This window comes from Sphingobium cloacae, assembly GCF_002355855.1.
Classification (GTDB): Bacteria; Pseudomonadota; Alphaproteobacteria; order Sphingomonadales; family Sphingomonadaceae; genus Sphingobium; species Sphingobium cloacae.
This window is the reverse complement of sequence record NZ_AP017655.1, coordinates 369,016-392,069: the sequence shown is the minus strand read 5'-3', so window position 1 is coordinate 392,069 and position 23,054 is coordinate 369,016. Positions and strand designations below refer to the sequence as shown.

23 protein-coding genes and 1 pseudogene are annotated in these 23,054 nt (G+C 60.9%); 14 read left to right on the top strand and 10 right to left on the bottom strand.

Going from position 1 to position 23,054, the window contains the following annotated elements; all coding sequences use genetic code 11:
- Positions 1-178: 178 nt before the first annotated feature.
- From SCLO_RS02065 to SCLO_RS02055, 3 genes are all read right to left on the bottom strand, one after another.
- Complete coding sequence (locus SCLO_RS02065) at positions 179-1,171, bottom strand: FecR family protein (RefSeq protein ID WP_169800580.1); 993 nt, start codon at positions 1,169-1,171, stop codon at positions 179-181.
- 130 nt (positions 1,172-1,301) lie between these two features.
- On the bottom strand, positions 1,302-1,811 hold the full coding sequence (locus SCLO_RS02060; RefSeq protein ID WP_197705124.1) for a sigma-70 family RNA polymerase sigma factor: 510 nt from the start codon (positions 1,809-1,811) through the stop codon (positions 1,302-1,304).
- A gap of 132 nt (positions 1,812-1,943) precedes the next feature.
- Positions 1,944-2,555 (bottom strand): Dps family protein, encoded by a 612-nt coding sequence (locus tag SCLO_RS02055; protein ID WP_231923319.1) that lies wholly within the window; start codon positions 2,553-2,555, stop codon positions 1,944-1,946.
- A gap of 191 nt (positions 2,556-2,746) precedes the next feature.
- On the opposite strand from SCLO_RS02055, the gene SCLO_RS02050 reads away from it, so the two are divergent.
- A complete protein-coding gene (locus SCLO_RS02050; RefSeq protein ID WP_066521320.1) occupies positions 2,747-3,004 on the top strand; it encodes a hypothetical protein in 258 nt (85 codons plus the stop codon).
- 128 nt (positions 3,005-3,132) lie between these two features.
- Here the strand turns inward: SCLO_RS02050 and SCLO_RS02045 are convergent, their stop codons facing one another.
- The 3 genes from SCLO_RS02045 to SCLO_RS02035 are packed head-to-tail and all read right to left on the bottom strand — an operon-like array spanning position 3,133 to position 5,155.
- Complete coding sequence (locus SCLO_RS02045) at positions 3,133-4,143, bottom strand: pyridoxamine 5'-phosphate oxidase family protein (protein ID WP_066521321.1); 1,011 nt, start codon at positions 4,141-4,143, stop codon at positions 3,133-3,135.
- Positions 4,140-4,541 (bottom strand): hypothetical protein, encoded by a 402-nt coding sequence (locus SCLO_RS02040; protein ID WP_123905433.1) that lies wholly within the window; start codon positions 4,539-4,541, stop codon positions 4,140-4,142. Before SCLO_RS02040 ends, SCLO_RS02045 begins: the two co-directional genes overlap by 4 nt.
- Complete coding sequence (locus tag SCLO_RS02035; RefSeq protein WP_217998862.1) at positions 4,538-5,155, bottom strand: protein-S-isoprenylcysteine O-methyltransferase; 618 nt, start codon at positions 5,153-5,155, stop codon at positions 4,538-4,540. The genes SCLO_RS02040 and SCLO_RS02035 overlap by 4 nt, the downstream gene beginning before the upstream one ends.
- Positions 5,156-5,312: 157 nt before the next feature.
- Here SCLO_RS02035 and SCLO_RS23740 point away from each other — a divergent pair, with 157 nt between their 5' ends.
- The 12 genes and pseudogenes from SCLO_RS23740 (at position 5,313) to SCLO_RS01970 (ending at position 18,490) form a co-directional block, all read left to right on the top strand.
- Positions 5,313-5,450 carry a hypothetical protein gene (locus tag SCLO_RS23740; RefSeq protein WP_231923318.1) on the top strand — a complete coding sequence of 46 codons (138 nt, stop codon included), beginning with the start codon at positions 5,313-5,315 and terminating at the stop codon, positions 5,448-5,450.
- A 9-nt stretch (positions 5,451-5,459) separates the two neighbouring features.
- Positions 5,460-6,176, top strand: a complete 717-nt coding sequence (locus SCLO_RS02030) for a class I SAM-dependent methyltransferase (protein ID WP_231923317.1) — start codon at positions 5,460-5,462, stop codon at positions 6,174-6,176.
- A 45-nt stretch (positions 6,177-6,221) separates the two neighbouring features.
- Positions 6,222-6,812: a biliverdin-producing heme oxygenase gene (locus tag SCLO_RS02025; RefSeq protein ID WP_066521324.1), complete on the top strand. Its 591-nt coding sequence runs from the start codon at positions 6,222-6,224 to the stop codon at positions 6,810-6,812.
- Complete coding sequence (locus tag SCLO_RS02020) at positions 6,796-7,200, top strand: YbaN family protein (RefSeq protein ID WP_066521327.1); 405 nt, start codon at positions 6,796-6,798, stop codon at positions 7,198-7,200. Before SCLO_RS02025 ends, SCLO_RS02020 begins: the two co-directional genes overlap by 17 nt.
- 131 nt (positions 7,201-7,331) lie before the next feature.
- Complete coding sequence (locus SCLO_RS02015) at positions 7,332-7,853, top strand: sigma-70 family RNA polymerase sigma factor (RefSeq protein ID WP_066521330.1); 522 nt, start codon at positions 7,332-7,334, stop codon at positions 7,851-7,853.
- 81 nt (positions 7,854-7,934) lie between these two features.
- Positions 7,935-8,909, top strand: coding sequence for a FecR family protein (locus SCLO_RS02010; protein ID WP_169800581.1), 975 nt, complete (start codon positions 7,935-7,937; stop codon positions 8,907-8,909).
- A gap of 116 nt (positions 8,910-9,025) precedes the next feature.
- Entirely contained in the window at positions 9,026-11,539 is a 2,514-nt protein-coding gene (locus SCLO_RS02005; protein WP_169800582.1) for a TonB-dependent siderophore receptor, read from the top strand.
- Between the two features lie 330 nt (positions 11,540-11,869).
- Entirely contained in the window at positions 11,870-12,382 is a 513-nt protein-coding gene (locus SCLO_RS02000; protein ID WP_066521338.1) for an RNA polymerase sigma factor, read from the top strand.
- A gap of 106 nt (positions 12,383-12,488) precedes the next feature.
- A complete protein-coding gene (locus SCLO_RS01995) occupies positions 12,489-13,484 on the top strand; it encodes a FecR family protein (RefSeq protein ID WP_066521340.1) in 996 nt (331 codons plus the stop codon).
- Positions 13,485-13,665: 181 nt separating this feature from the next.
- Positions 13,666-16,197: a TonB-dependent siderophore receptor gene (locus SCLO_RS01990; RefSeq protein ID WP_231923316.1), complete on the top strand. Its 2,532-nt coding sequence runs from the start codon at positions 13,666-13,668 to the stop codon at positions 16,195-16,197.
- Positions 16,198-16,521: 324 nt separating this feature from the next.
- Positions 16,522-17,121 (top strand): annotated as a pseudogene (dnaE2, locus tag SCLO_RS01980) (error-prone DNA polymerase); the annotation flags it as partial.
- 532 nt (positions 17,122-17,653) lie between these two features.
- On the top strand, positions 17,654-18,490 hold the full coding sequence (locus SCLO_RS01970) for an IS5 family transposase (RefSeq protein ID WP_066522512.1): 837 nt from the start codon (positions 17,654-17,656) through the stop codon (positions 18,488-18,490).
- Positions 18,491-18,728: 238 nt separating this feature from the next.
- On the opposite strand, the gene SCLO_RS22790 is transcribed toward SCLO_RS01970, so the two are convergent.
- From SCLO_RS22790 to SCLO_RS23735, 3 genes are all read right to left on the bottom strand, one after another.
- Positions 18,729-19,319 carry a hypothetical protein gene (locus SCLO_RS22790; RefSeq protein WP_123905432.1) on the bottom strand — a complete coding sequence of 197 codons (591 nt, stop codon included), beginning with the start codon at positions 19,317-19,319 and terminating at the stop codon, positions 18,729-18,731.
- Positions 19,309-19,635, bottom strand: coding sequence for an SEL1-like repeat protein (locus tag SCLO_RS01965; RefSeq protein WP_066518546.1), 327 nt, complete (start codon positions 19,633-19,635; stop codon positions 19,309-19,311). Before SCLO_RS01965 ends, SCLO_RS22790 begins: the two co-directional genes overlap by 11 nt.
- Before the next feature lie 636 nt (positions 19,636-20,271).
- Complete coding sequence (locus tag SCLO_RS23735) at positions 20,272-21,060, bottom strand: hypothetical protein (protein WP_231923315.1); 789 nt, start codon at positions 21,058-21,060, stop codon at positions 20,272-20,274.
- Between the two features lie 113 nt (positions 21,061-21,173).
- Between SCLO_RS23735 and ppk2 the strand changes: the two genes are divergently transcribed.
- On the top strand, positions 21,174-22,100 hold the full coding sequence (ppk2, locus tag SCLO_RS01950) for a polyphosphate kinase 2 (RefSeq protein WP_197705122.1): 927 nt from the start codon (positions 21,174-21,176) through the stop codon (positions 22,098-22,100).
- Between the two features lie 16 nt (positions 22,101-22,116).
- Here the strand turns inward: ppk2 and SCLO_RS01945 are convergent, their stop codons facing one another.
- The gene (locus tag SCLO_RS01945; RefSeq protein ID WP_231923432.1) at positions 22,117-23,031 is read right to left on the bottom strand and encodes a transporter; all 915 of its coding nucleotides are present in this window, start codon (positions 23,029-23,031) and stop codon (positions 22,117-22,119) included.
- Positions 23,032-23,054 lie beyond the last annotated feature (23 nt).

Genomic DNA, 23,054 nt, shown 5'->3' with positions numbered 1-23,054 from the left:
CCACTTGTATTCCGATTGCCCCCAGTCATTCGATCAACCTCCATTCGCCCATGAGGCCGCGATATGCGAATGCGTCGCAACAGCCTTTCAAAAGGGCGACGCTGGCCAACGGGCAATTTTCAGAAAAGGACGAAAAATAGTTTCGTCGGCGCTCTACGGCGCGGGCAGCCTGACCGTCTCAGGCGCCAGAGACGATCAGCAACCACGGCGTCACCCGCCTGACGCTGCCGCCATGGGGTGTCACCAACGCCTGCAAGGCCGCGCCGGGATCGCCAATCTTGTAGACGCCTGTGACCCGTTGCTTGCCCAGAGCCCGGTTGGCGAGCACGATCTTCCCACTGTACCAGGGGCGGATTTCGTCGATCACTTCGGCAATCGTACGGTCGATCACCTGCACCTCACCCTTGCGCCAGCCACCCGCCAGATCGACGCGCCCGGCACCGCTGACGATCGCCTTGTCCTCGCCGATGCGCACCCATTGCCCCGCATCAAGCGTCCTCGCACGAGCGGGTACGACCCCATCGTCACGGACCTCGACCCGGCCATGACCGACCGAGACCGACGTCCTGCCGCCAATCATGCGCACGTCGAATCCGGTGCCGAGCACCGTTGTCGTGATGTCACGAGCACGCACCGTGAACGGCCTCCGGGCGTCCGGCGCCACCTCGAACCATGCCTGCCCGGCCAACAGCCGCACGGCCCGCGCGTTGCCGCTGTAAGCAACCTGGATCGCGCTGTCGGGGCCCAGCGCGACCCGGCTCCCATCGGCCAGTGCTACGCTATCGATCCGGCCCGCCCCGGTCAGGTGGTCGGCGCGAAGGCGCAGGTCGATATCCGGCGCGGCCATCAGGGCGATGCAGGCGGCCGCCAGTCCCGCGACCCAAGCCACCGGCCGCCGACGAAGCGCCCGCGTCCACCGGCGACCAGCACCCGGGCGGGACACAGCTATCGGGGGCGCCGCGCTCTCCCGCCAATAGTGCGAATAGGCGGGCGGCGTGTCCCCAATCGCAGCAAAGGTCTCGTTCGCGCTGTCCCAGGCTGCGGCATGCGCCGGGTCGGCCTTCCGCCAGGCTTCGAACTCGGCAGCCAATGCCTCATCCTCCGGCTCTTCGCGGAGCAGCATCAACCAGCGGATGGCGTCGCTCCTCATGCGATCGCGATCAGTTGTCATCGGGTGTGCTCCCGAAGGGCAAACCCACAGCCATGGACGCATTCTCCGGCGCCAAAAGGGAGAGTAAACCTCCATGTACGGGAGACGTTGCCGAAGGGCCATTTTTCAAAGACGTTGCGGACATCGGCGACTATTCTTCATTGCGCCGACGATCGCACGCTTCGAGCCCCTGTGCGATCAGCAAATGAACGAGCGCGATCGAAACGTTCAGTCGCTCGGCAATCTGCCGCAACTTGAAGCCGCCGAAGCGATACATCTCGATCGCGATGCGCTGTCGTTCGGGGAGATCCTCCAGCGTTTCGAACACGAGCCTCACATCGTCGCGAGCGATGATCGTCGCCTCGGCGCTGGGACTCTCATCCGGCACGAGGCGGGCCGCTTCCTCGATATCCACACCGCACCGCGTCCGCTCGCGCAGCAACCGGCGGATGCTGTCGACCGCGAGATTGCGGACGATCCGGTAGAGATAGGCGATCGGCTCGCGGATCGCCGGATCGTCGCCCTTGCGATCAAGATGGAACCACGCTTCCTGAACGACATCTTCGGCATGGGCGCGGCTGCCGGTGATGCCCTTGGCATAGTCGACCAGCGCCGCGCGGTGCGAGCGATAGAGCCGCAATGCCATGCTTTCGTGCGTCAAACCTGCCATCCCGACTGCGAACACGTCGGGCAGCGGTGGACGGACAGGGAATCACCAGTTGCGAGACGTTCGCAACAGCGTCTCTAACGCCGCGACGGGAGCGCCGCAACCGCAAAGCCCAACCGGGTCTGCCTATTGCGCCAGGCTCGAGCGCAGCATCCAGGCATTCTCCTCGTGGACGCCGATACGTGCCACGAGCATGTCATGGCTGAACAGATCGCCAGCCTTGTCCGCAAGTTCGGCGAATTCGCTCATGCGGCGCGCCACGGTCTCATTGTCGCGGGCAAGCTCGGCGATCATCTCGTTTGTCGGCCTGTGCGGTGCTTCATTCTCGATCACCGTCAGCGCACGGAATGTTTCGTTCCCGGTCGGCGCAAGCTTGCCGAGCGCGCGGATGCGCTCCGCAATGGCATCGGCCGCCTGATGCAACTCGTTATATTGTGCATCGGTCAGCTTGTGCAGCCCGAAGAAAGCGGGCCCAACGACGTTCCAGTGGACGCCCAGCGTCTTGGCATAAAGCGTGTAGCTGTCGGCGACCGCCTTGGTCAGCGCCTCCGCCACCTTCTCGCGAGCGGCACTATCGACGCTGGTATGGAGCGTCCCTCCATCGCTGGTGACCTTCTGCGTCGCGGATGCGGGTTTCGCTCTCATCGCCGCCTTGGCCTTGACCGGCGCTTTGGGCTTGGCAGGCGCCTTTGCCGCGCGCGCCTTGGTTGTAGTAGATGCTTGGGGTGCCTTTACCATGACATTCTCCTTCAGTGGTCACCAAACCTGTTCTTGGTCGACGAGAGTACATGCAGCGCGCAAAACGGGTAAGGCAGATGAACTTCACGCCTGGCCACATCCGCGCCGCCGAACTACCGCCTTGATCGCATGTGACACGCTCGCCTATTAATGGAAAGTCTCGCAAGGGACTGCACCAGGCAGGTTTGTCCATGCATGTCATCTTCCCCGAAAGCCACGCCTATCCGGGCTGCCAGGTTGTCATGGGGGACGATGCGAGACCCGAACCGGAATGCCTTGTCGAATTCGGGGATGGGGTCACCGTCATCGCCGAATGGCGCAAGGATGGCGACACAGTCCTGCTGATGATACCGGATTATCGGACGGGCAAGGGTACGAAGGTTGCAGCTCGAACTTGGCGCATCGCCCAGCGAAAGGACGGAAACTGGCGGGCCCAGCGTGCAAAGTAAGTAACCGCCGTAAACTTGCACTTTGCTTGATCGCTGCGGCACCAAATCTCGTCTTGGCAAGCAAATCGCCGTTGTGGATCGCGCTTCGCCGCGATGGGAGGTCTGAAGCGAAAGACCTGCATGAAGGCTCAATAGAGATTGTCCCGATAGTCCTTGTCGAGCCCCTTCTTGACCAACCCGGTCATGCCCGGCACGGAAAGGCTGGCACGGGCCAGCACAGCGCCGATCCCACCCACCTTGTTGAGCTTGATATGCTCAATGAACAATTTGGCCGGATCGATATCGCTTGTGGCATGCACGGGCCAAAGGCGCGCGCGTGAGAGGGCTGCGCTGGACTGAAGCGCGGTCCCCTCCACCTCAACCCCGATCGCAAGCAGTGGCAGCTTGTCCTTGACCACGAAGCGCTTTCGGGCCGCCTCGTCCGTCGTGAGAGTGGCACGACCACGCAGGACAGCGACGCTGGTCGAGCCGGGGACCAGCAGGATCAAAGCCATATTCCGCTGTTCGATGAGATTGCGGAAACTGTCGACGCGGCGATTGCCCGGCCGATCCGCGAACCACAGATGATCACCGTCAAGCTGCGCCATGCAGCCGGCGGGATCGCCCTTGGGACTGAGGTCAGCGCGTCCTTCGGACCCGTTCGTCGCGAGGCCCATGAACCGGCAGGCGGCGACGAAATCGCCAAGAATCTCAGGCGCCTCGACAGGCCCTCCATTCCAGAAATCGGAGCGAATCAGGGCCTTGGCGCAATGGCCGTAGCATTCCTCTATCGCGACATGGACATGACCACTCTCGATGGCCTTCACCCGCCCGTTCACCCGCAGCGTCTCTCCAATGCCCGGCACGAGGAACAGAGAACCGAATGCGGCCTCCGCCACGGCCAGCCGCGGATCATCGAAGGCGTCGAGCGGTATCCTCAGTTCATGCGTCGTTCCACTGACGAAGCCTGGCACATCACCCCCAAGGGTGACGCCGATGCCGGCGCTCGAGCCGAACGTCGCGAACATCAACGGGGACTGTGCGATCCAGCGCAAGGCGCCCTGGTCGAGATGGTGGATCACTTTGAGATGCATCGGCGGCGGCGTCTTGCCTACAACCCCTTCCAGGTCGGCGATCGTCTCGATCATGTCGATTGTCATGCCTTCGAACCCGCCAATATTGTAATGGGGTTCGTCAGCATGATCCGGGTCGACCGGATCGCGCAGTCGAATGCCGACGCGATGCCGTCAGCGCATTCGACACAAGTGGTGCGGACCTTCGATCCATCGAGGAGCCCGACGAGCAAGCGCTCATCGTCCGAGAGAGCCGGACCACCAGCGGCGACAGGCCGCCCGAGCGACGCCTCGCAAAGGCGCATCAGACTGTCGAACACGGGCGCCAGCATATCGAAATCGCGCGGCGCCAGCATCGCATAGAGCCTTTGCTGCACCGGCGCGCCGGCATCACGCGCGGAGCGCCAGCAGCGTGCGGCGGCCGCCACGACTTCCCGCAATTGGTGAGACGGTTGGTCGGCTGGAATTCTCACGTAGATGGTCATGACGCTCGCCTCGGAAGCAACCGGCCGGCCCGCGCGCAATAGGCGTCCCACGCGTCACCGAACCGCTGGCGCATCATCGCTTCCTCGTTGGGCACCCGGATGAACCACATCGCGGCAAAGGCCGGTACGACGAGAAAGCCCGCGATCCAGTTGTGGATGAGCAGCGGCTGCGCCAGCGTCGCAATCCAGATCGCCGCATACATGGGATGGCGGATACGGGCATAAATGCCATTGGTCACCAACTCGTGCGAGTCGTGGACTTCCAGTCCCGGGCTCCAGTTGCGTCCCAGATCGGCGTGGCTGCGCCAGAACAGCCAGAGGAATGGAATCTGCGCCAGCGCGCCGATCACGGTCGCCCAATCCGGCAACGCATAATCGGCGAAGTCGAACAGACCCGTCGCAAGCTGAATCAGCGGCAGTCCCATCATCGCGAGGAACATGGCTGCGAGCAGCACGATTTCAGCGGCATCCTTTCGGGCCTCGATCACGACGTTGGCGCGATTACGCATGCTGTGGGGAGTGCGGATCACGCACATCAGGATGAAGACCACGAGCCAGACCAGAGCGCCCCAACCATTGTCGCGCCAACGCAGGACGGCGAGGACGAGCAGCATGAGCCCCAGAAGCATCGTTGCGATGGCGGGGAGGCTGGTCAACATCGAACGGTCGCGTTGCGCATTCATGGGGCATCATCTCCTTCGGGTCGCTTCTCCCCTTGCCTTATTCTCCCGATCTATCATATTTGCGAATAGTTCGCAATAAGGAGATCGCATGTCGCAGCGAAATGTCGACCAGGCCGCTGACTGGAATGGCGCGAATGGCGACCGTTGGGTTGCCAATCAGGTTCGCCTCGATGCCATGCTGAAACTCTTCGGCGATGCCGCGATCGCGGCAGCCGCGCCCGTCTAAGGCGAACAGGTGCTCGATATCGGCTGCGGCGCCGGGGCGACGAGCTTCGCGCTCGCCGATCGCGTGACACCGGCTGGTCATGTCCTCGGGATCGACATCTCCACGCCGCTTATCGCGAAGGCGCGGGAGTTTGCTCCCAGGCACGCGCCCGTCTCATTTCGCCTTGCGGACGCGGCCACCGCTCCGCTCGACGACGGGACGTTCGATCTTCTGTTCTCGCGCTTTGGCGTGATGTTCTTTGACGACCCTGTAGGCGCGTTCCGCCATTTGCGGCGGGCCCTCAAACCTGGCGGTCGGCTCGCTTTCGTCTGCTGGCGGACAGCGCAGGAGAATGATTGGGGACGCCTGCCGCTCGACGCCGTGAAAGACATCGTGCCGCTACCGCCGCGGCCGCACCCTGAGGCTCCCGGCCCCTTCTCCTTCAGCGATCGGGACCGCCTGACCCGGATTCTGGGTGGAGCCGGTTTTGCCGACATCGGCATCGATGCGGCCGATCATGCCATTCCATTCGGCCCGGGTGAGACGCGCGAGGCGGCGATCGACGATGCCTTGGCCATGGCTCTTGAAGTTGGTCAACTCGCCCGCCTCCTCGCCGATCAGCCCGGCGATATCCGCACGCGGGCGGCCGACGCCGTGCGGGCAGCCTTTGCCACGAAACCGGGTGAGCATTCGGTGATGATCGACGGCGCCTCCTGGATCGTCACGGCGCGAAACCCCGACAATTGAGCCCTCCTTCGGGACGACACCCTCTATCCATAAGAAAGCGTGTAAATGACCGGCCTGAATGAAGCGTCCCTGATCAAGGCCCTGCGGGCGGTGACGCGCAAAGCGCACGAGCATCTGGATGCGTCGATCAGGGCTGCCGCAGCCTTCGATACGCTGGCCGGCTACGGCCGGTTCGCCACACTGCAGTATCTGTTCCATCGCGACATCGACGCGCTTTATGACGATCCCGCACTTCCCGCTGTGCTGCCCGATCTTGCCGGACGGCGCAGACTGAATCTGATAGCGGCGGATTTGCAGGACCTCGGCCTGGATATTCCAGAGGTCGATGACCCACCCGCATTCGCGGCAGGGATTTCTGCAGATATGCCAAAGGCCCTGGGATGGCTCTACGTTGCCGAAGGCTCGAATCTGGGTACGGCGGTGCTACGCAAGGAAGCCGCCAAGCTCGGGCTGTCTGACAACCATGGCGCCCGCCACCTCGCACCGGCGCCCGAGGGCCCGGCGGCCAAATGGCGCGCCTTCACCGAGGCAGTGGGCGCAATCGACCTGACTGCCGAGGACAGGCAATCGGCAACGATCGGCGCGCAGGCTGCGTTCGCACGCGTGCAGTCACTGGTCGATGCAAGACTTGCCTGAACCCGAACGAGGGCGCCACCTTCGCCTCGCCTGGCTCGCAGGAGGAATTCTTTGTGTCGGCCTCGGCTTTATCGGCGCACTCCTACCGCTGATGCCCACGACGATCTTCCTTATCCTCGCCGCGGGCTGCTTTGCACGATCCTCTCCGCGCCTCGAAGTCTGGCTTCTCGACCACCCGCGGTTCGGGCCTTCGCTGCGGATGTGGCGAGAGCAGCGTGCCATCCCCCGCCATGCCAAGGTCGCCGCATGTGGCGGCATCGCGCTCGGCTACGCGCTGTTTCTCCTTGGTGCGCACCCCGACGCAGTGCTTGCGCTCGCAGTAGCTTTTGCGCTGCTATGCTGTGCCGGTTGGATCATCAGCCGTCCTGCCCAGAGGATTGAACCGTAAGCCGACAAACTGGCCGCAGCGCGTGCGGGGCGATGCTTGAGAACGATTCGCATCTTCGCTAGATAACTCACTCTCTGCTGAGACGAAGCACGTCGATCCGTTATCGGCGGAACGAGAGACGGTACTGGCACATGCGACACGACGCGCGAAAACTCGAGATCTGGCACGCCCACCGCGCGACACTGGTGGAGTCCGCGACGGCGCTTGTCGGCGACCGCGGAAACGCGGAAGATATCGTGCAGGAAGCATGGCTGCGCTTCAACCGACCGCCCGATCAGGAACGGTCCCGACTGGTAACCCATCCCGTCGGCTATCTCTATCGCATCGTCCGTAACCTCGCGATCGACTTCCTTCGCAAGCAGCGCACTAGCGAAACTATCGAAGCGCCAGGCGATCCAGATGCCGAAACGGTGGCGAGCCCCCTGCCCTCGCCCGAACAGCATGCGCTCGACCGAGACGAGTTGCGCGCGGTCGAAACCGCGCTATCGGCACTGCCTGAGCGCACTCGCACCATATTCGAGCTCTATAACTATCACGGCGTCACCATGCAGGACATCGCCGCCCGCATGCACATCTCCGTCGGCCTCGTTCACCTCCTCATCAAACAGGCGGTAACCCACTGCGCAAATGCGATTTCGGACGACGAGGCATGAGTTCGCACGCACGCAAAATGAAAATCGGCCGTCTCCATGCGTCTGTTGCCCATAGACGGACCACCTCGACAGGGGCCGACCATGAGTAGCGAAGAAGATCCCCGCATCTGGGACGAGGCATTAGACTGGTCCATCAGAATGCACGGCGCCAAGCCCGACCCAAATGACCAGGCCGAACTCGATGCCTGGATAGCGCGAAGCGAGGCGCACGCCCGTGCCTGGCGCAAGGCGCAAAAGACATGGAAACTGATGAATGCGGTTCCATCCGTCCATGCCACACAGCCTCGCGCCGAAGCCGTGCGGCAGCACAATTCTGCCCATCGCAAACGGACGCCGACCCGCCGTCGGCTAATGCTCGGCGGCTTCGCCGCCGCCGCTTCGGCCACCCTTGTCGTCATGTCGCCGCTTGGGCTCCCGTTGCGCGCCGACCAAGCCACCGCGACCGGGGAAGTGCGCAAGATCACGCTGGCGGACGGCTCAACCGTGCATCTCGACACCGCCAGCGCCATCAATGTCGACTATAGCCGCGACAGCCGACGCATCGCTTTGCGCACCGGCCAGGCCTTCTTCGACATTGCCCCGAACAAAGCCCGGCCCTTTGTCGTCAATGCCGGCGGCGTCGACGTCACTGTCGTCGGCACGGCATTCGACGTTCGCCTTGGCCATGGTGCCGTCGACGTTGCGGTCCAACGCGGAAAGGTGAAGATAGAGCGAAAGGGCGCTGCGGAGGCGAGCTTTCTTACACCCGGCGACCATGCGCGCATCGACGCTGCCTCCGGCAGGCTGGTGCGAGACCACGTCCCGACATCTCGCATAGCGCCTTGGAGGGACGGCCTCATCATGGTTGACGGCGCGAGCGTCGCCGACGTCGTCGCGCAGCTCCGTCGCTATCATCGCGGGATTATCGTCCTGCGCGGCGGAGACCTGGGACAAAAGCCAGTGACGGGGGTGTACGACATCCGCGATCCGACCGCGGCATTGCGCGCTATCGTCCATCCCTATGGCGGCGAAGTGACCCGTATCACCCGCTATCTGCTCGTTGTTTCAGCCAGTTAGGACGTCTTCCAGAACTTTTTTCGGGCAACTTTGAAAAATCCAGCCGCGCTCGCGTCTGTTCCCTGTTGCTAATGGGAATCGTTCGCAGACGATCCCCGCGAAAGGAAGGATCACAAATGCGCGAACGGGGGTTCGGTGGGCGCGGAATTGCCACCTATATGAGTTTATTACTGGCGACAGTGCCAGGAGGCTTAGCGGCGATGCCCGCCCATGCGCAGAGGAGCGAGAACGAAGCGCGCAATTTCGAGATCCCCGCGCAGACGCTCCGCAGCGCGATCACGGAATACGGCCGTCAGGCCGGCGTGCAGGTGACCGCCGGAACCAGCCTCCTCGAAGGCAAGCGTTCCTCCGCTATATCCGGAAGGCTGAGCCCGGCCGAGGCGCTCAGCCGCCTGCTCGCCGGAACGGGACTGACCTGGCGCTGGATAGACCGTAATACGGTGGCGATGGAAGTCGCGCCGCGTGTTTCAGATGGTGCCATTCAGCTTGGTTCCGTGCGGGTGGAAGGTGCCAACGCCAGCGGCGTACGCTCCGGCAATGGACTCAGCGCATCGAACAGTCCGGCGCGCACAGAAGGCACGGGTTCTTACACGTCGAGCGCGCTCACGATCGGCAAGTCCGAACAGTCCTTGCGTGATGTTCCTCAGTCTGTGAGCGTCATCACGCGTCAACGTCTCGAAGACCAGAATTTGCGGACGCTAACCGAAGCGCTCGGACAAGCAACCGGGATATCGGTCACGTCTTTTGATGCAAACCGCGCTTCCTATTCGTCGCGTGGATTCGAAATCGATTCGCTGCTTGTGGATGGCGTGCCCATCAACAATGGCAATGACGACGTAAATGCCACGGCCAGTCCCGATATGATCATGTATGATCGCGTCGAGGTTCTCCGTGGCCCGAATGGGCTATTCCAGGGTGCCGGAAATCCGGCTGCCTCCATCAATCTCGTCCGGAAACGGCCGCTGGCGAATACATCTCTCTCGGCTGCAATCAGCGCGGGGTCGTGGAACAATTATCGCGGCGAGATAGATATTACCGGTCCCATCAGCAAGGACGGAAGATTGCGGGCACGGCTCGCAGGAGCCTATCAGGAGAACGATTATTTCTATGATGTCGTTCACCAGAAGCGCAGCGCGATCTACGGCGTGGTCGAGAGCGATCTCACACCTGACACCCTGATCTCAATCGGGGGTGCGTATCAGTGGCTCGATGGGCCGAGTGGCCAGAACATTCCCTTCTACAGCGGTGGAATTGATATCGGGCTACCGCGCTCGACTTACCTTGGCCTCGCGTGGACATATTATAATTTCCGTAACAGATATGCATTCGCGGAGGTGAAGCAGAGGTTGAGCGGCGAGTGGAAGATCACCGCATTGGCGAACTATACGCGTGGTCTCAGCAACTCGAATGGCGGCGGCATCAGTGGAGACGTCAGACTGGGGATAGATCCGCAGACAGCGCTTGGGAATTGGGGCGTCAGCACGCCCATGCGGGACTATCGCAGCCTGCAGCTAGGCTTCGACGTGTTCGCCAATGGACCGTTCATGCTGTTCGGACGCAAACAGGAACTCATATTCGGCGCCACGACAAGAACCCAGCGCGGAGGCTATAATATGCTTTCTGGAAGAAGAATCGGTACAATGAACATATTCGATTGGAATCCGTATATTATAGAAGAACCACCCCTGAACACCGCTATATTCATGGCTCCAGTATATAGTAGCAAGCAGTCCGGCATCTACGGATCATTGCGGATGAATCCTGTTGCTAGGCTTAAGCTTATCTTGGGCTCACGTGTGAGTTGGTGGAAAAGGGAAAGCCGGTACAACCCTGATGCGGTTTGGGCATTCGGCTCGTCCTCGCAAAGAGAGTCCGACGTGGTTACGCCCTACGCAGGCGCAACCTATGATCTCACGGAGACTCTATCGCTCTACGCAAGCTATTCTGATGTATTCCAGCCGCAGGATGGCCTCACGTGGGATGGGGGTGGACTCAAGCCCATCGTCGGATCCAACTATGAACTGGGCATAAAGGGAGCGTTCTTCGAAGGTGCGCTGAACGCGTCGCTGGCATTCTACAAGATATTACAGCGCAATCGCGCGATCCCTGATCCGGAACATCCATGCGTCAATGGCTTTTGCTTTTCCATAAGCGGAGGCGAGGTTCGCAGCCAGGGCATCGAATTCGATATCAGCGGCGAGTTGGTCCAGGACCTGCAAATCGCGGCCGGCTATACCTACAATGACAATGAATATACCCATGACCGGGACAGTTCCGGCGATCCCACGAAACGTGAAGGTTCCATTTTCCATACCGGGACACCCAGACATCTTATAAAGCTCTGGGCCACTTATCAGCCGCAAGCGCGGCTAAACCGCCTTTCGGTGGGAGGAGGCCTCAATTATCAATCTTCGTTCTTCAGCGACTGGGGCACCGCGATCCTGAGACAAGGAGGATATGCGCTGGTCAGCCTGCGTGCCGGCTACAAATTGAGCGACTCTCTGTCGCTATCCGCTAATGTCGATAATCTGCTCGACAAGCGTTACTGGGCGAAGTTCGGGAATGTCGGCGGATCAAACCAATATGGGCAGCCTCGAAGTTTCACCGTGACGTTGCGGGGAAATTTTTGATTGTGCCATAGTTCGTCGCCAAGTTTTTGTGGCGGACCATGCGAACAGCAGTCCCGACAGCGTGGACCCTGGAACAACAACCGCGGCGAGATCGATGTTACCGGTCCCGTAAACGACGGCAGAAGCAGCCGTCCAGCTTCACAGCAGACTGTCAGCAGAACGGTTGCTCGTTTGATCGCCCCGGTCGCGCCGCGGCACCGCTGCCCGCAATGTCACACAGTTGCCCAAAGCCATGTCCTCCGCTATCCGATTTATTGCGAATTCGTCGCAAGTGGTGGTTGACGACAGGCGCTCCTGATCGGGCGACCGGCTAGAGGGGGCGGCACGATCGTGCCTGGAAAGAACAAGGCGCTTGGCATCTATGCCGCCCATCGCGGCGAGCTGGTCAACTATGCCAATCGCATCCTCGACGATCATGCCCGGGCCGAGGATGTCGTTCAGGACGCCTGGGAGCGGATCGCCGCCATCGAACGCAAGGGCGCGCTGGCGGAACCACGCCGATATCTGTTTCGCATTGTCCGCAATCTCGCCATCGACATCAGCCGCGTCCGCAAGCGCGAAGCGCGGCGCGACGGCGGCGACATCGCGGATATCGCCGAACTGATCCCGGACGAGACACCGTCCGCAGAGACCGAGATGATCGCCCGTGATGAGCTCCGATGCGTTCTCACTGGGCTCGAGGAACTTCCGGAACGGACGCGCCTGGCCCTGACGCTGCATGCCGTCGAAGGCCTGAAATTGCGCGAGATCGCCGAGCGACTAGGAATCTCGATCGGGCTCGCTCATGCACTCGTCGTCGAAGGCAAGACCCATTGCGCCAAGCGTGTTCCTCGCCGTCCGTGACCACGCCATCCGAAAATAGTCCTGAAAAATCGTCCTTCTGCATCGTTACGAGAATGCGGCATGCAGATGTGATGAACGCACGTAAATCCGCGAACCGGGAGATGACATGACATCGGGCCCCGAGAGCACGACCGGCCGGGATCAGGAGTGGAATCGAGCGCTCGAGACCGCGATTGGATGGACCGTGCGCATGCAGGAAGTTCCCGATGATGCTGACCTGCATGACGAAATCACCCGCTGGACGGAGCGCGAGCCCATCAACGCCGAAGCCTGGGCGCATGCGGTTCGTGTCTCCGGCCTGCTCGCTCAAACGAAGGATGTTTCTTCGCTGCCGACGCCCCGCTCAATCGTCGGCACGCCTCCCCGGCGAAGGTGGATATTGCCCAGTGCGCGCGCGCTTGCCGCCGTTGCGGCTGCCGCGGTCATTGCGTGGGTGGCCGTACCGCAGGTCATCCTGCACGTTTCGGCCGACCATATCACCGGCACCGGCGAAGCGCGGACCGTCCGCCTCGATGACGGAAGCACCGTCCGCATCGGCCCGGAAAGCGCGATCAGCGTCGCCTATTCGTCCGACAGGCGTCAGGTCCGCCTGCTTTCCGGTGAGGCCTTCTTCGACGTCGTCACCGATCGCTCGCGGCCATTCCGGGTCGAGGCCAGGGCCGCCAGTGTGACCGTGCTCGGCACGGCCTTCGATATCCGCCTGGGCGACAGCGGCGCCGATGTCGCCGTGAAACGCGGCCGGGTTCGTGTCGACGGCGCGAACGGAACGCCACCGGCCTCGGCCGTGCTCACCGCCGGGCAGTGGACCCGCATCACATGGGACGGCTCAGCCAGGCGTGGCGAAATCTCGCCGACATCGATCGGCAGTTGGTCCGCGCACCGCCTCGTCGTTGTGGACAGGCCCCTGGGCGACGTCATCGCCGATGTGCGACGCTATCATGGCGGCGCGATCATGCTCACCGGTAATCGGCTCCGCCGGCGGAGCGTTACCGGCAGCTACGACATGACCGATCCTGCAGCCGCCCTCACCGCCATCGTCCAACCGCACGGAGGCATCGTGCGCCGAATTACACCTTTCCTGCTTGTCATCTCCGATCCTTGAGCATCCCCGAACCGCTGCTTCTCCGCGGTGCGACAGGCATCGCACAAATTTCTCCTGAAAAATTTCCCCCGCACATCGTTGAGAGTGTGACCTTCACTAATGCGACGCATTCGCAGTGAGTCACAGGCTTGGCATTTGGAGATCGGAACGGGGAATGGGGCATAAGGGATCTGGTTGGAACGTGCGGCGCTCGCTGCTGGGTGCCGTCTTCATGGGGACAGCCGCCGCCGGCGCGATCGCCGCGCCCGCGATGGCGCAGGCGCAGACCGTAGCGGAGCGCAGCTTCAATATTCCGGCACAGCCGCTCGCCGACGCTCTGGTCGCCTTCGCGGACCAGTCCGGCTATCAGGTGACGGCCGATGGCGGGATGATCCGTGGCGTTCGAACCAACGGTGTGAACGGCACGCTTGCGCCCACGCAGGCACTCGGCCAGTTGCTCAGCGGGACCGGTTTCACCTTCCGCATCAGCGGCAACATGGTCACGGTCGAACGTGCACCGAAGACATCCGAAGGGGCCGTGCAGCTCGGACCGGTGCGGGTCGAGGGGGCTTCCGCGGCGACCGGGACATCCCATTATCCCGGCATGAGCGAGAACACCGGTTCCTACACCACACCCGCCGTTACCGCCGGATCGAAGATAGAGCAGTCCCTTCGGGAAGTCCCGAGATCGATCACCGTGCTGTCCCGGCAGCAGCTCGACGATCAGCGTTTCACCCAGTTCCAGGATGCGATCCAGCAACTGCCCGGCGTGACCTTTTACGCCAATGAGGCAGGGTGGGGCGATCAGGCCTACTCCGTGCGCGGCTTTTCCCTGACCGGCATCACAGTGGACGGGTCCCCCATCAAAACCGGTATTGGCGATTCCTCCACAAACACCGGCCTCGCCAAATACGACAACATCCAACTCGTACGCGGGCCGGAAGGTCTGTTCACCGGCAATGGCGGGCCGGGCGGCAGCATCAACCTGGTGCGCAAGCGCCCGCTGGACACGTTCCAATTGAAGACCGCCCTGTCGGCGGGATCGTGGAACAACTATTATGGCGAGGTCGACATCAGTGCGCCGCTGGACACGGCCGGCACCATAAGAGCCCGCGCCGTCGCATCCTACAACGATACCGAGAAATTCTACGACAACTCGCACCGCAGATATCTGACGCTCTACGGCATCGTCGAGGCGGACGCGACCGATCGCACCACCTTCAGCCTCGGCGCGAGCTACGACAAGGTAAGCGGCTCCGGCCAGGATTCACCGCCGACCTTCCCGCGATACAGCACGGGCGAACCGCTGCCGATACCCCGGAGCACCGGTTATCCGACAGGAGTAAGGCGCGACAGCGAATCCACCAATATCTTCGGCAATATCCGGCATGATTTCAACTCATCATGGGCAGCCAAGCTCAATTTGTCCTACACCCACGTCGACGGATTCATTGCGCCGGTGTGGTACGTCGGCGCGGTCGACCCACAGACGGGTCGCGGCAGCCGTTTCGGAACGCCGACCACCAGCGATTATGAGATCAAGGCCCTCGCGGCGGATTTCAACATTCAGGGCGACGTTCAGCTCTTCGGACGAACCCACAAGCTGGTGATCGGCGCAGACTATGTCAGGACCAAGAACGATTCCACGCAAATGGCTGGTGGAACAGTCAGACGCCCGGACGGGGCGTCGGTCGGGACGATCGAGATCGAGTGGCCGAATTTCGATTCTTCCCAATATGCCTTCAGCCTAGACCAGCAAACCCTGAGAGGAACGACTGTCGGGAAAAACACGCAGTATGGCGTCTATCTTTACGGCCAAATCCAGCTTCTCGACCCGCTAAAACTGGTCCTTGGCGGACGTTTGTCGGGGTACAGGAACGAAGTCGTCGGCTGGACTGGAAGCTCCCGGATGAAGAACAGCAGCATCTTCATTCCCTATGCAGCGCTACAATATGATTTCGCTCGCGATTTCACGGCCTATCTCACCTACACGCGCGGGTATGAAGATCAGAGCAACCGCTACACGGCCAAGCATGAGCCGATCGGCCCGACCAGCAGCAACAGCTTCGAACTCGGCATCAAGGGCGAGCATTGGGGCGGACGGCTCAACAGCAACGTCACTGTCTACCGGACGCTGCGCAAGAACTTTGCGGTGCTCCTCAACGCCGATCAGCAGTTCAACGACGCTAATCCCGGAAGGACCTGCTGCTATGCCGGCGACGGCCGGTTCGAGGGCAAAGGTGTGGAGGTCGACATCAGCGGCGAACTGCTTCCCCGCCTGCAGGTGAACATCGGCTACACCCTGGACGACAGCAAGGTCGATTACGGCAGCGACGCGGGCAACCGGATCAGCACGGATATTCCCAAACATTCCTTCCGCGCCTGGGTCCGCTACCAGTTGCCAGGAAGCCTGTCCGGTCTTGCGCTGGGCGGCGGCGTGCGCGCGCAATCCAGCTTTTATTCCGAAGGGACGGTCAGGACGTGGAATCCCACCGGCGGTACTGACGGTACCGGTGCGTTCGATGGTCCCTCCGTGCCCTACAGCTTCGTTGAACCGGGGCGCTCGGTATGGGATCTGTTCGCCCAGTACCAGCTCACTTCAGCGTTCAACCTTGCGCTCAACGTCAATAACATCTTCGACAAGAAGTATTTTGCCAGAGTTGGAGGCACATCCTGGAATAACGTCTACGGCTCTCCCCGGAACGTCATGGTGACGCTGCGCGGCAGCTTCTGATCCTCAGGATTGTGCGTTCCTGCCCAACCCCACGGACCTCATCGGCATTCGGCCGATTGGGACCGTGGAGGCGGACGATATCGATGTTGCTCAGATACGCGGACCGGGTGTCGATATAGCACGCGCCATCAGTGGTTTCGTAGACAATTGCCAGCCGATCGATGGTCTGGCTCGAGCGCATCATGCCTTACCGATGCCGTTCCGGCGCCGTTCAACCGTGCACACAAGCCGGCTGCCGATCTATGATTTCCAGTCGCCCGAGCCTCCATCATCGAGCGCGCGCGGCACCCTGATCATAGGATTCTTGTCACTGCCGCTCCGGCCGAGCGGCGCGAGCCTCCTTACATCGATGTCGATTTCGAGCACCAGCGCCGCGAGGAAGTGATCCAGTGGGTCTATGAGACCTATGGCCGCCGCCGCGCCGCGCTCTGCTCGACCGTCATACGCTACCGCGCCAAGGGCGCGCTGCGCGATGTCGGCAAGGCGATGGAACTGCCCGAGGATGTGATCGAGCTCCTGTCCTCGCAGATCTGGGGCTGGTCGATGGACGGCACCGAGGCGAACCATGCCGAAGAACTGAACCCCAACATGGCAGACCGGCGTCTCAGGCTGACGCTCGATATCGCCCGGCGCAAAGGCCGCGAGACGGTCGACTATCTGACCCCTGAACTGGAACGGGTGCTCGGCAAGACGTTGGGCGTGCCGCTGTTCCAAGAGCAAGCGATGCAGGTGGTGATGGTCTGCGCCGGGTTCTTCGCGAGCGAGGCCGACCAGCTCAGGCGGGCGATGGCGACGTTCAAGCACACCGGCGGCGTGGTCAATTTCCGCGAGCGGCGGCTGACCGGCATGGTCGAGCGTGGCTATAGCGAGGGCTTCGCCGAGCGCAGCGTGAACCAGCTCGAAGGCTTCGGCAGCTACGGCTTTCGGTGAGCGACACTGCGAAGCTGCTTTTTGCAAACGCCGGCAAATCTATCGAAGAAAGCCTTCAGGTCACTAATTTGCTCGTTAGGGGCAACTCACTGCCGACCGAAGTTGCGTGACCGCAGGCCCACACCCATACCGTTACAGATCACTCCGCCCGTCGGTTGGTCGTCAGTCGCTGGACGAACCATGTCGGAACCGGATCGATCGAGAACATACATATCCGAAGATCGGACAGGTGAAATTGAACCTGGGCCCGAAGGCGCTACACGCTCACTTGCGAGTGATGAACCCTTTGTACCCGGTGCCACGAAACTACCCTGAAAAATCCTCGCGCATATGCAGGGCCCGCTTACGCTGCGTTCAGGAACGTGGCGCGATAGCGTTCGACAATTTTTCGAGATTCGACAGTTGGAACCTTGAAAAAGTTCTGAACGTGCGCAAAAGGGCTCACCACTCTCAGAGCCCGATCCGAAAGTTGTTGAGCAATACCAGCATGTTGTGATTCACGCCTCTTTGCGACAAGATGGAGTGGATGGTGGCATGGACTGGTATTGCCCGGCGTGAGCATAGTCGGGAAGGTTTGCGATATCCATCGGATATGACGGACGCGGAGTGGGCGCTGGCAGCGCCTTTCGTTCCACCGGCGAGGCGAGGTGGCCGTCCCCGGACTACCGAGATGCGCGAGGTTTTGAACGCGATGCTGTACATCGCGGCGAGTGGGTGTGCGTGGCGGCTTCTGCCGAAGTGCTTTCCTCCGATATCGACGGTGCGGCGCTATTTCTATGCCTGGCGCGATGCCGGTCTGTTCGACGCGATCAACACGGTGCTGGTCATGAACCTGCGGGAAATCGAAGGGCGTGAAGCTTCGCCCAGCGCCGGAGTGATCGACAGCCAATCGGTCAAGACCACCGAAAGTGGTGAAATTTCGGGCTATGACGCGGGCAAAAAGGTGAAAGGCCGGAAGCGACATATCCTGACGGACACCTGCGGCTTCCTCATCTTCATCCTCGTACATGCCGCCGATATTCAGGACCGAGATGGGGCCGTCGATGTGCTGGCAGCCATTCGCAAACGGTTTCCCTGGCTGCGACACATCTTTGCCGATGGCGGTTACGCAGGCGATAAGCTGCGATCCGCCTTGGCTGGCATGGGCAAATGGACGATCGAAATCATCAAGCGATCGGACAAGGCGAAAGGCTTTCAGGTGCTGCCCCGCAGATGGGTGGTCGAACGGACTTTCGCCTGGCTCGGGCGCTGTCGTCGGCTCGCAAAAGACTGGGAGCGATCCATCGCCTCGTCCACCGCTTGGGCCCTCATCGCCTCAATACGCATGCTCACGCGCAGAACCGCAAGGCTTTGCCTGAATTGAGAAACTTCCGAATCCGGCTCTCAGCGAGAGGGTGGATCAATAAACCAACCTAATAACGAAATCGGTCATTAGCTTAGTGCTGTTCAAGATAACTTGACCTGCCTGCCCCACTAGAGTCTGGTACGTCGGATCGGCGGATATTGCTCCAGCAAGTTCAGCTACAGAATTAGCGGTGGATGGGCCCGAGGCAGCGAATGAAAAATATTCAATCGTAGCCTCGGTAACGCCTACATAGGATTTATTTAGTATCCGATTTTGCTTTCATTCTCCTTCTTCTGGATCTGATGGTAAATAAATACCTCATTGGCGACGCGCTAATTAAAACTGCAACCAAGCCAAATATAGACTGCCTTAAATACCCCCTCTTAGACATTTGAATAGAAGAAGATTTTATATTACTAAGTTGACTTTCACTAGATAAAATATCTTTTCCATATCTATCACGTATGGATATTATTATATTATAACCCTTATAGTTAGCCATATCGATATTATAATCTGATTTATCAGAAATATTGATATGATTTATACAATTTGATACTGAATTAAATGATATGGTGCAGTATGCATTATAGTTTGAATATTTCGTTTTTATCTTTATATATGGATTAGATCTGTAATATATTTTTTTCAATTTTCCAGTAACTTTAAATATTTCAGACTTTCCGATAACTTCATACATGTCGGAATATTGATTTTGGACGAAAAATGGCGCTATCGCCATGCCGCCAAATATTGGCAGCCAAACCCAATTGAACCATAAACTATGCTGATACCAGAATAGATATTTTCCCCAAATATCGTTTAATACACGCGGATTAATTGCCATGCTGAATCCTGTCCCGCGCTTTCGATATTACCCTCGCGTCTTCCAACCCCACCTGCCTGGGTCCACGATAGACCGGGACCACTCGGCCCTTAACGCCATTTCCGGGCGAGGGCATATAGACCCACACCGTCCCGCCGCTATCGCTCGCCGCTTGCCTGTAGAGCTTCATCGCCCGCGCCTTATCTTGCGGGACACCGTTGCCTTCCTCGAACCTCATGCCGAGATCGAGCTGCGCTTCCTTTTCGCCTGCGCGGGCGCGCGCCGCAAGATTCTGCAGCGTCGGCTCGGCCGCGCCTGGCAGCAAAGCGATGCCCATATATCGGTTTGGAGCGACGCAGGAAGCGAGCGCAAAGGCGCACAAACAGGTGGCAAAGTACCGCCAACGGCTGCCCCACAACAGGGATGCCTTGAAGCGCCCCACCACTTTCATCACTCCCCCTCCGACACCCACCTTAAATCGGACTTTCCCTGACGCAAGCGTAACTTAATCCAACCTGATTATTATTGGCTTTCGAATCCGCGTTTCGCAAATGCTCGGGTTTCGATCCCAGCGCCGCCGGACTCCTGCCGCTCGAACCACTCGTTCGCTTTGTCGAGCACCTGCTTCCAGCTGAGGATCGTATCGCCGTTTGCGCCCGACAGATCATCCGCGATGCCGAGAGCTTCTTTTCAAACCATTGCTGGCACCGCCAACCGGACGATATCGGGCGACCCAGATGCCGCCGCGCGCGCCACGATAATATCCAAGGTGAAGACCTTCTGAAATCATGCGCCAGTATGGGCTCTTCCTGGGTTTCAGGCCCGCACGAGCGCTACGCTCTTGCAATCGCACTTCGGAGATTGTTCGTGCCATGGTCGTAGCTCCAAAAACGTCGTTCATACGTCGTCCATAAACATACCAAAATCGGGGTACACCTCCAAATACGAATGCAACTCAAGTTGTTGATTTTACTTATATACATGGATATTCATCGACGTATTTCAACTGCTCTCTCACGGCTGAAACACGGGTTTGATTCCCGTGATAGATGATCACCAGCAAGGGCGCCGCCGGCGTCGCCCAGGACAGCCACCACCATATCCCGCCTTCGCCCAGCAGGGCGGACAGCAGTCCGAACATCGACAGCACGGCCATACCGGTCGGCCAGCCCCACTGGCGATGGAAAGATGGTCGCGCGGTCTTCATTCGGCGGCCTGCATCTGCGGCGCGACCGAAGTATCCGCCGGCTCGCTCGCTCCCGCGCGGTGCCGCCTTGCGAACCACAGGTAGAGGCCGCTGCCCAGCACGACGATCGTCACGAGATCGAGCAGCGCCCAGATGCGGCACGTCCCGCCAGCTCAGCAGCAGCGGCGCCATCATCTCGCTATTCTGGAAGCCGCCGCGATTGAGAAGGGTGACGACGAAATCGGCGTCGGGCCGCTCGAACAAGGCGTCGTAACTGTCGGCGACCCGGATATCGAGACCGATCTCCTCCAGCGTCGCCCGCATCTCATGATGATAAAGGGCGTGATTGCCGTCGACCGCGTCGGGATTCCCGCTTGCCCGCGCATGTTTGGCGAGAAAGAGAAGGCGCAGCCGGGCCTTGTCGGCCGAGGGGATGCGTACGCAACGGTCGATAGGGTTCAACATGCGGCGCTTTTGCCAGCCTGGCATGACACGCCCTTGACCGGATGATGACGCCGCCGCGACTGTCCATCTGCACCGCGATGACGATGGGATGGCGGGGGCGGCGAGGATCATGTTCCCCTGCCCCCCTTTGCGATCGGCCGCGATGGCCGCGTCCCGCGCGCCGTCAACAGAATGTCACGATAGGATGGCAGGGCATTTCCAGACTTTTCGTGGATGCCGCTGTCATGACCTTTTCCAACGCCTCTTCTTCCTCCTTCTCCATGGATCGCGTGAAACAGGAGATCGCCGACAGTTTCGACGAGGAACTGGAGATGGAGATCGACGAGAGCCGGCTGGAAACCATGTTTGCGGACATGGAGGATCATCCGGAACGGGAGCAGTTGGAACGGCGCACCTATTTCCGCGAGCTTTTCCGTCTCCAGCATGAGCTGGTCAGGCTTCAGGACTGGGTGGTGCACAAGGGATTGAAGGTCGTCGTGATCTTCGAAGGGCGCGACTCCGCGGGCAAGGGCGGCGCGATCAAGCGGATCACGCAGCGGCTCAATCCCCGCGTCTGCCGGGTCGCCGCCCTCCCCGCGCCCAATGAGCGGGAGCGGACCCAATGGTATTTCCAGCGCTATACCGCCCATCTGCCAGCCGCGGGCGAGATCGTGCTGTTCGACCGGAGCTGGTATAATCGCGCCGGCGTGGAAAAGGTCATGGGCTTTTGCAGCGACGACGATGTGGAGGAGTTCTTCCGGTCCGTGCCGGAATTCGAGCGGATGCTGGTGCGGTCGGGCATCATCCTCATCAAATACTGGTTCTCCATCACCGATGAGGAGCAGCAGTTTCGCTTCGCCATGCGGATCCACGATCCGCTCAAGCAATGGAAGCTGTCGCCCATGGACGTGGAATCCCGCCGCCGGTGGGAGGATTATACCCGCGCCAAGGAAGCGATGCTGGAACATACCCATATCCCCGAAGCGCCCTGGTGGGTGGTCGAGGCGGTCGACAAGAAGCGGGCGCGGCTCAACTGCATCGCGCACCTGCTGGAGCAGATTCCCTATGAGGATGTGCCCAAGTCGACCGTGACGCTGCCCGATCGCGTGCGCCATGCCGACTATATCCGGCATCCCGTTCCCGAAGAGATGATCGTTCCCGACCGTTATTAGCGGATGGGACGCGGCGTCACTGGCGCATGAAGCCCATCCAACGCAGCAGCATATAGGTCGCCGCCGCCGCCGATCCTGCCAGGCCGGTCGCCAGCAACGTGCCGTGCCCCGCGCTCGCCCAGGGCATGCCGCCCGTGTTCATCCCGAAAATGCCCGTCACCAGCGTCGCGGGCAGCATCAGCGCCGTGACGATGGAAAGGATGTAGAGATTCTGGTTGGTGCGCTGCGCCTGCTGGATGTCCACTTCCTCGCGCAGCAGGCGTAGCTGGGCCTGCACGGCCAATATATCGGCGTCCAGCGACTGGATGCGCTGCACCTGCTTTTCTATCGTCGGCAGCAGATCGGCGGGCAGTTCCTCATCCTCCTCCAGCCGCTGGAACACGCCGCGCATGCCCGACAGCAGGCGATGGACCTGCGCCAGCCTGCGCCGGATATGGACCAGATCGCGGGCCGTGGGGGTGTGATGGCCTTCGAGAAAATCGTCTTCCGCCTGCTGCACGTCGCGGGCCAGCGCGTGACCGATGTTCAGGATATTGCCGCCGATGGCGCTCACGAGAAGATCGAGCGCCTGCGCCGGTCCTTCGATCGCGCCGCCGCGTTCGAGCTTGCCGCGGGCGATATCGGCCGAACGCAGCGGGTGGACACGCGTGGTGAGCATCAGGCCGGGCATCAGCGCCAGGCGCAGCGCGCCGATCCGCTCCGTCTGCTCGGCGTCGAAGTCGCGCTCGAAATCATGCAGGACGCAGCCGACCGCCTGCCCGTCCACCAGCGAGCGCTGGTGGGCGTCAGGGGAAAGCAGCAGTTCCTTCACCGCCGCCGGAAGGAAATCGGCCTGCTCGATGAAGAGGCGGGTGCCATGGTCGGCAAGGTTGAGGTGCAGCCAGCGGAACCCGCCCGAGACGGGATCGTCGCAGTGCCGGACGGCGACGATCCCGGCGGGGGAGAAATCCAGTC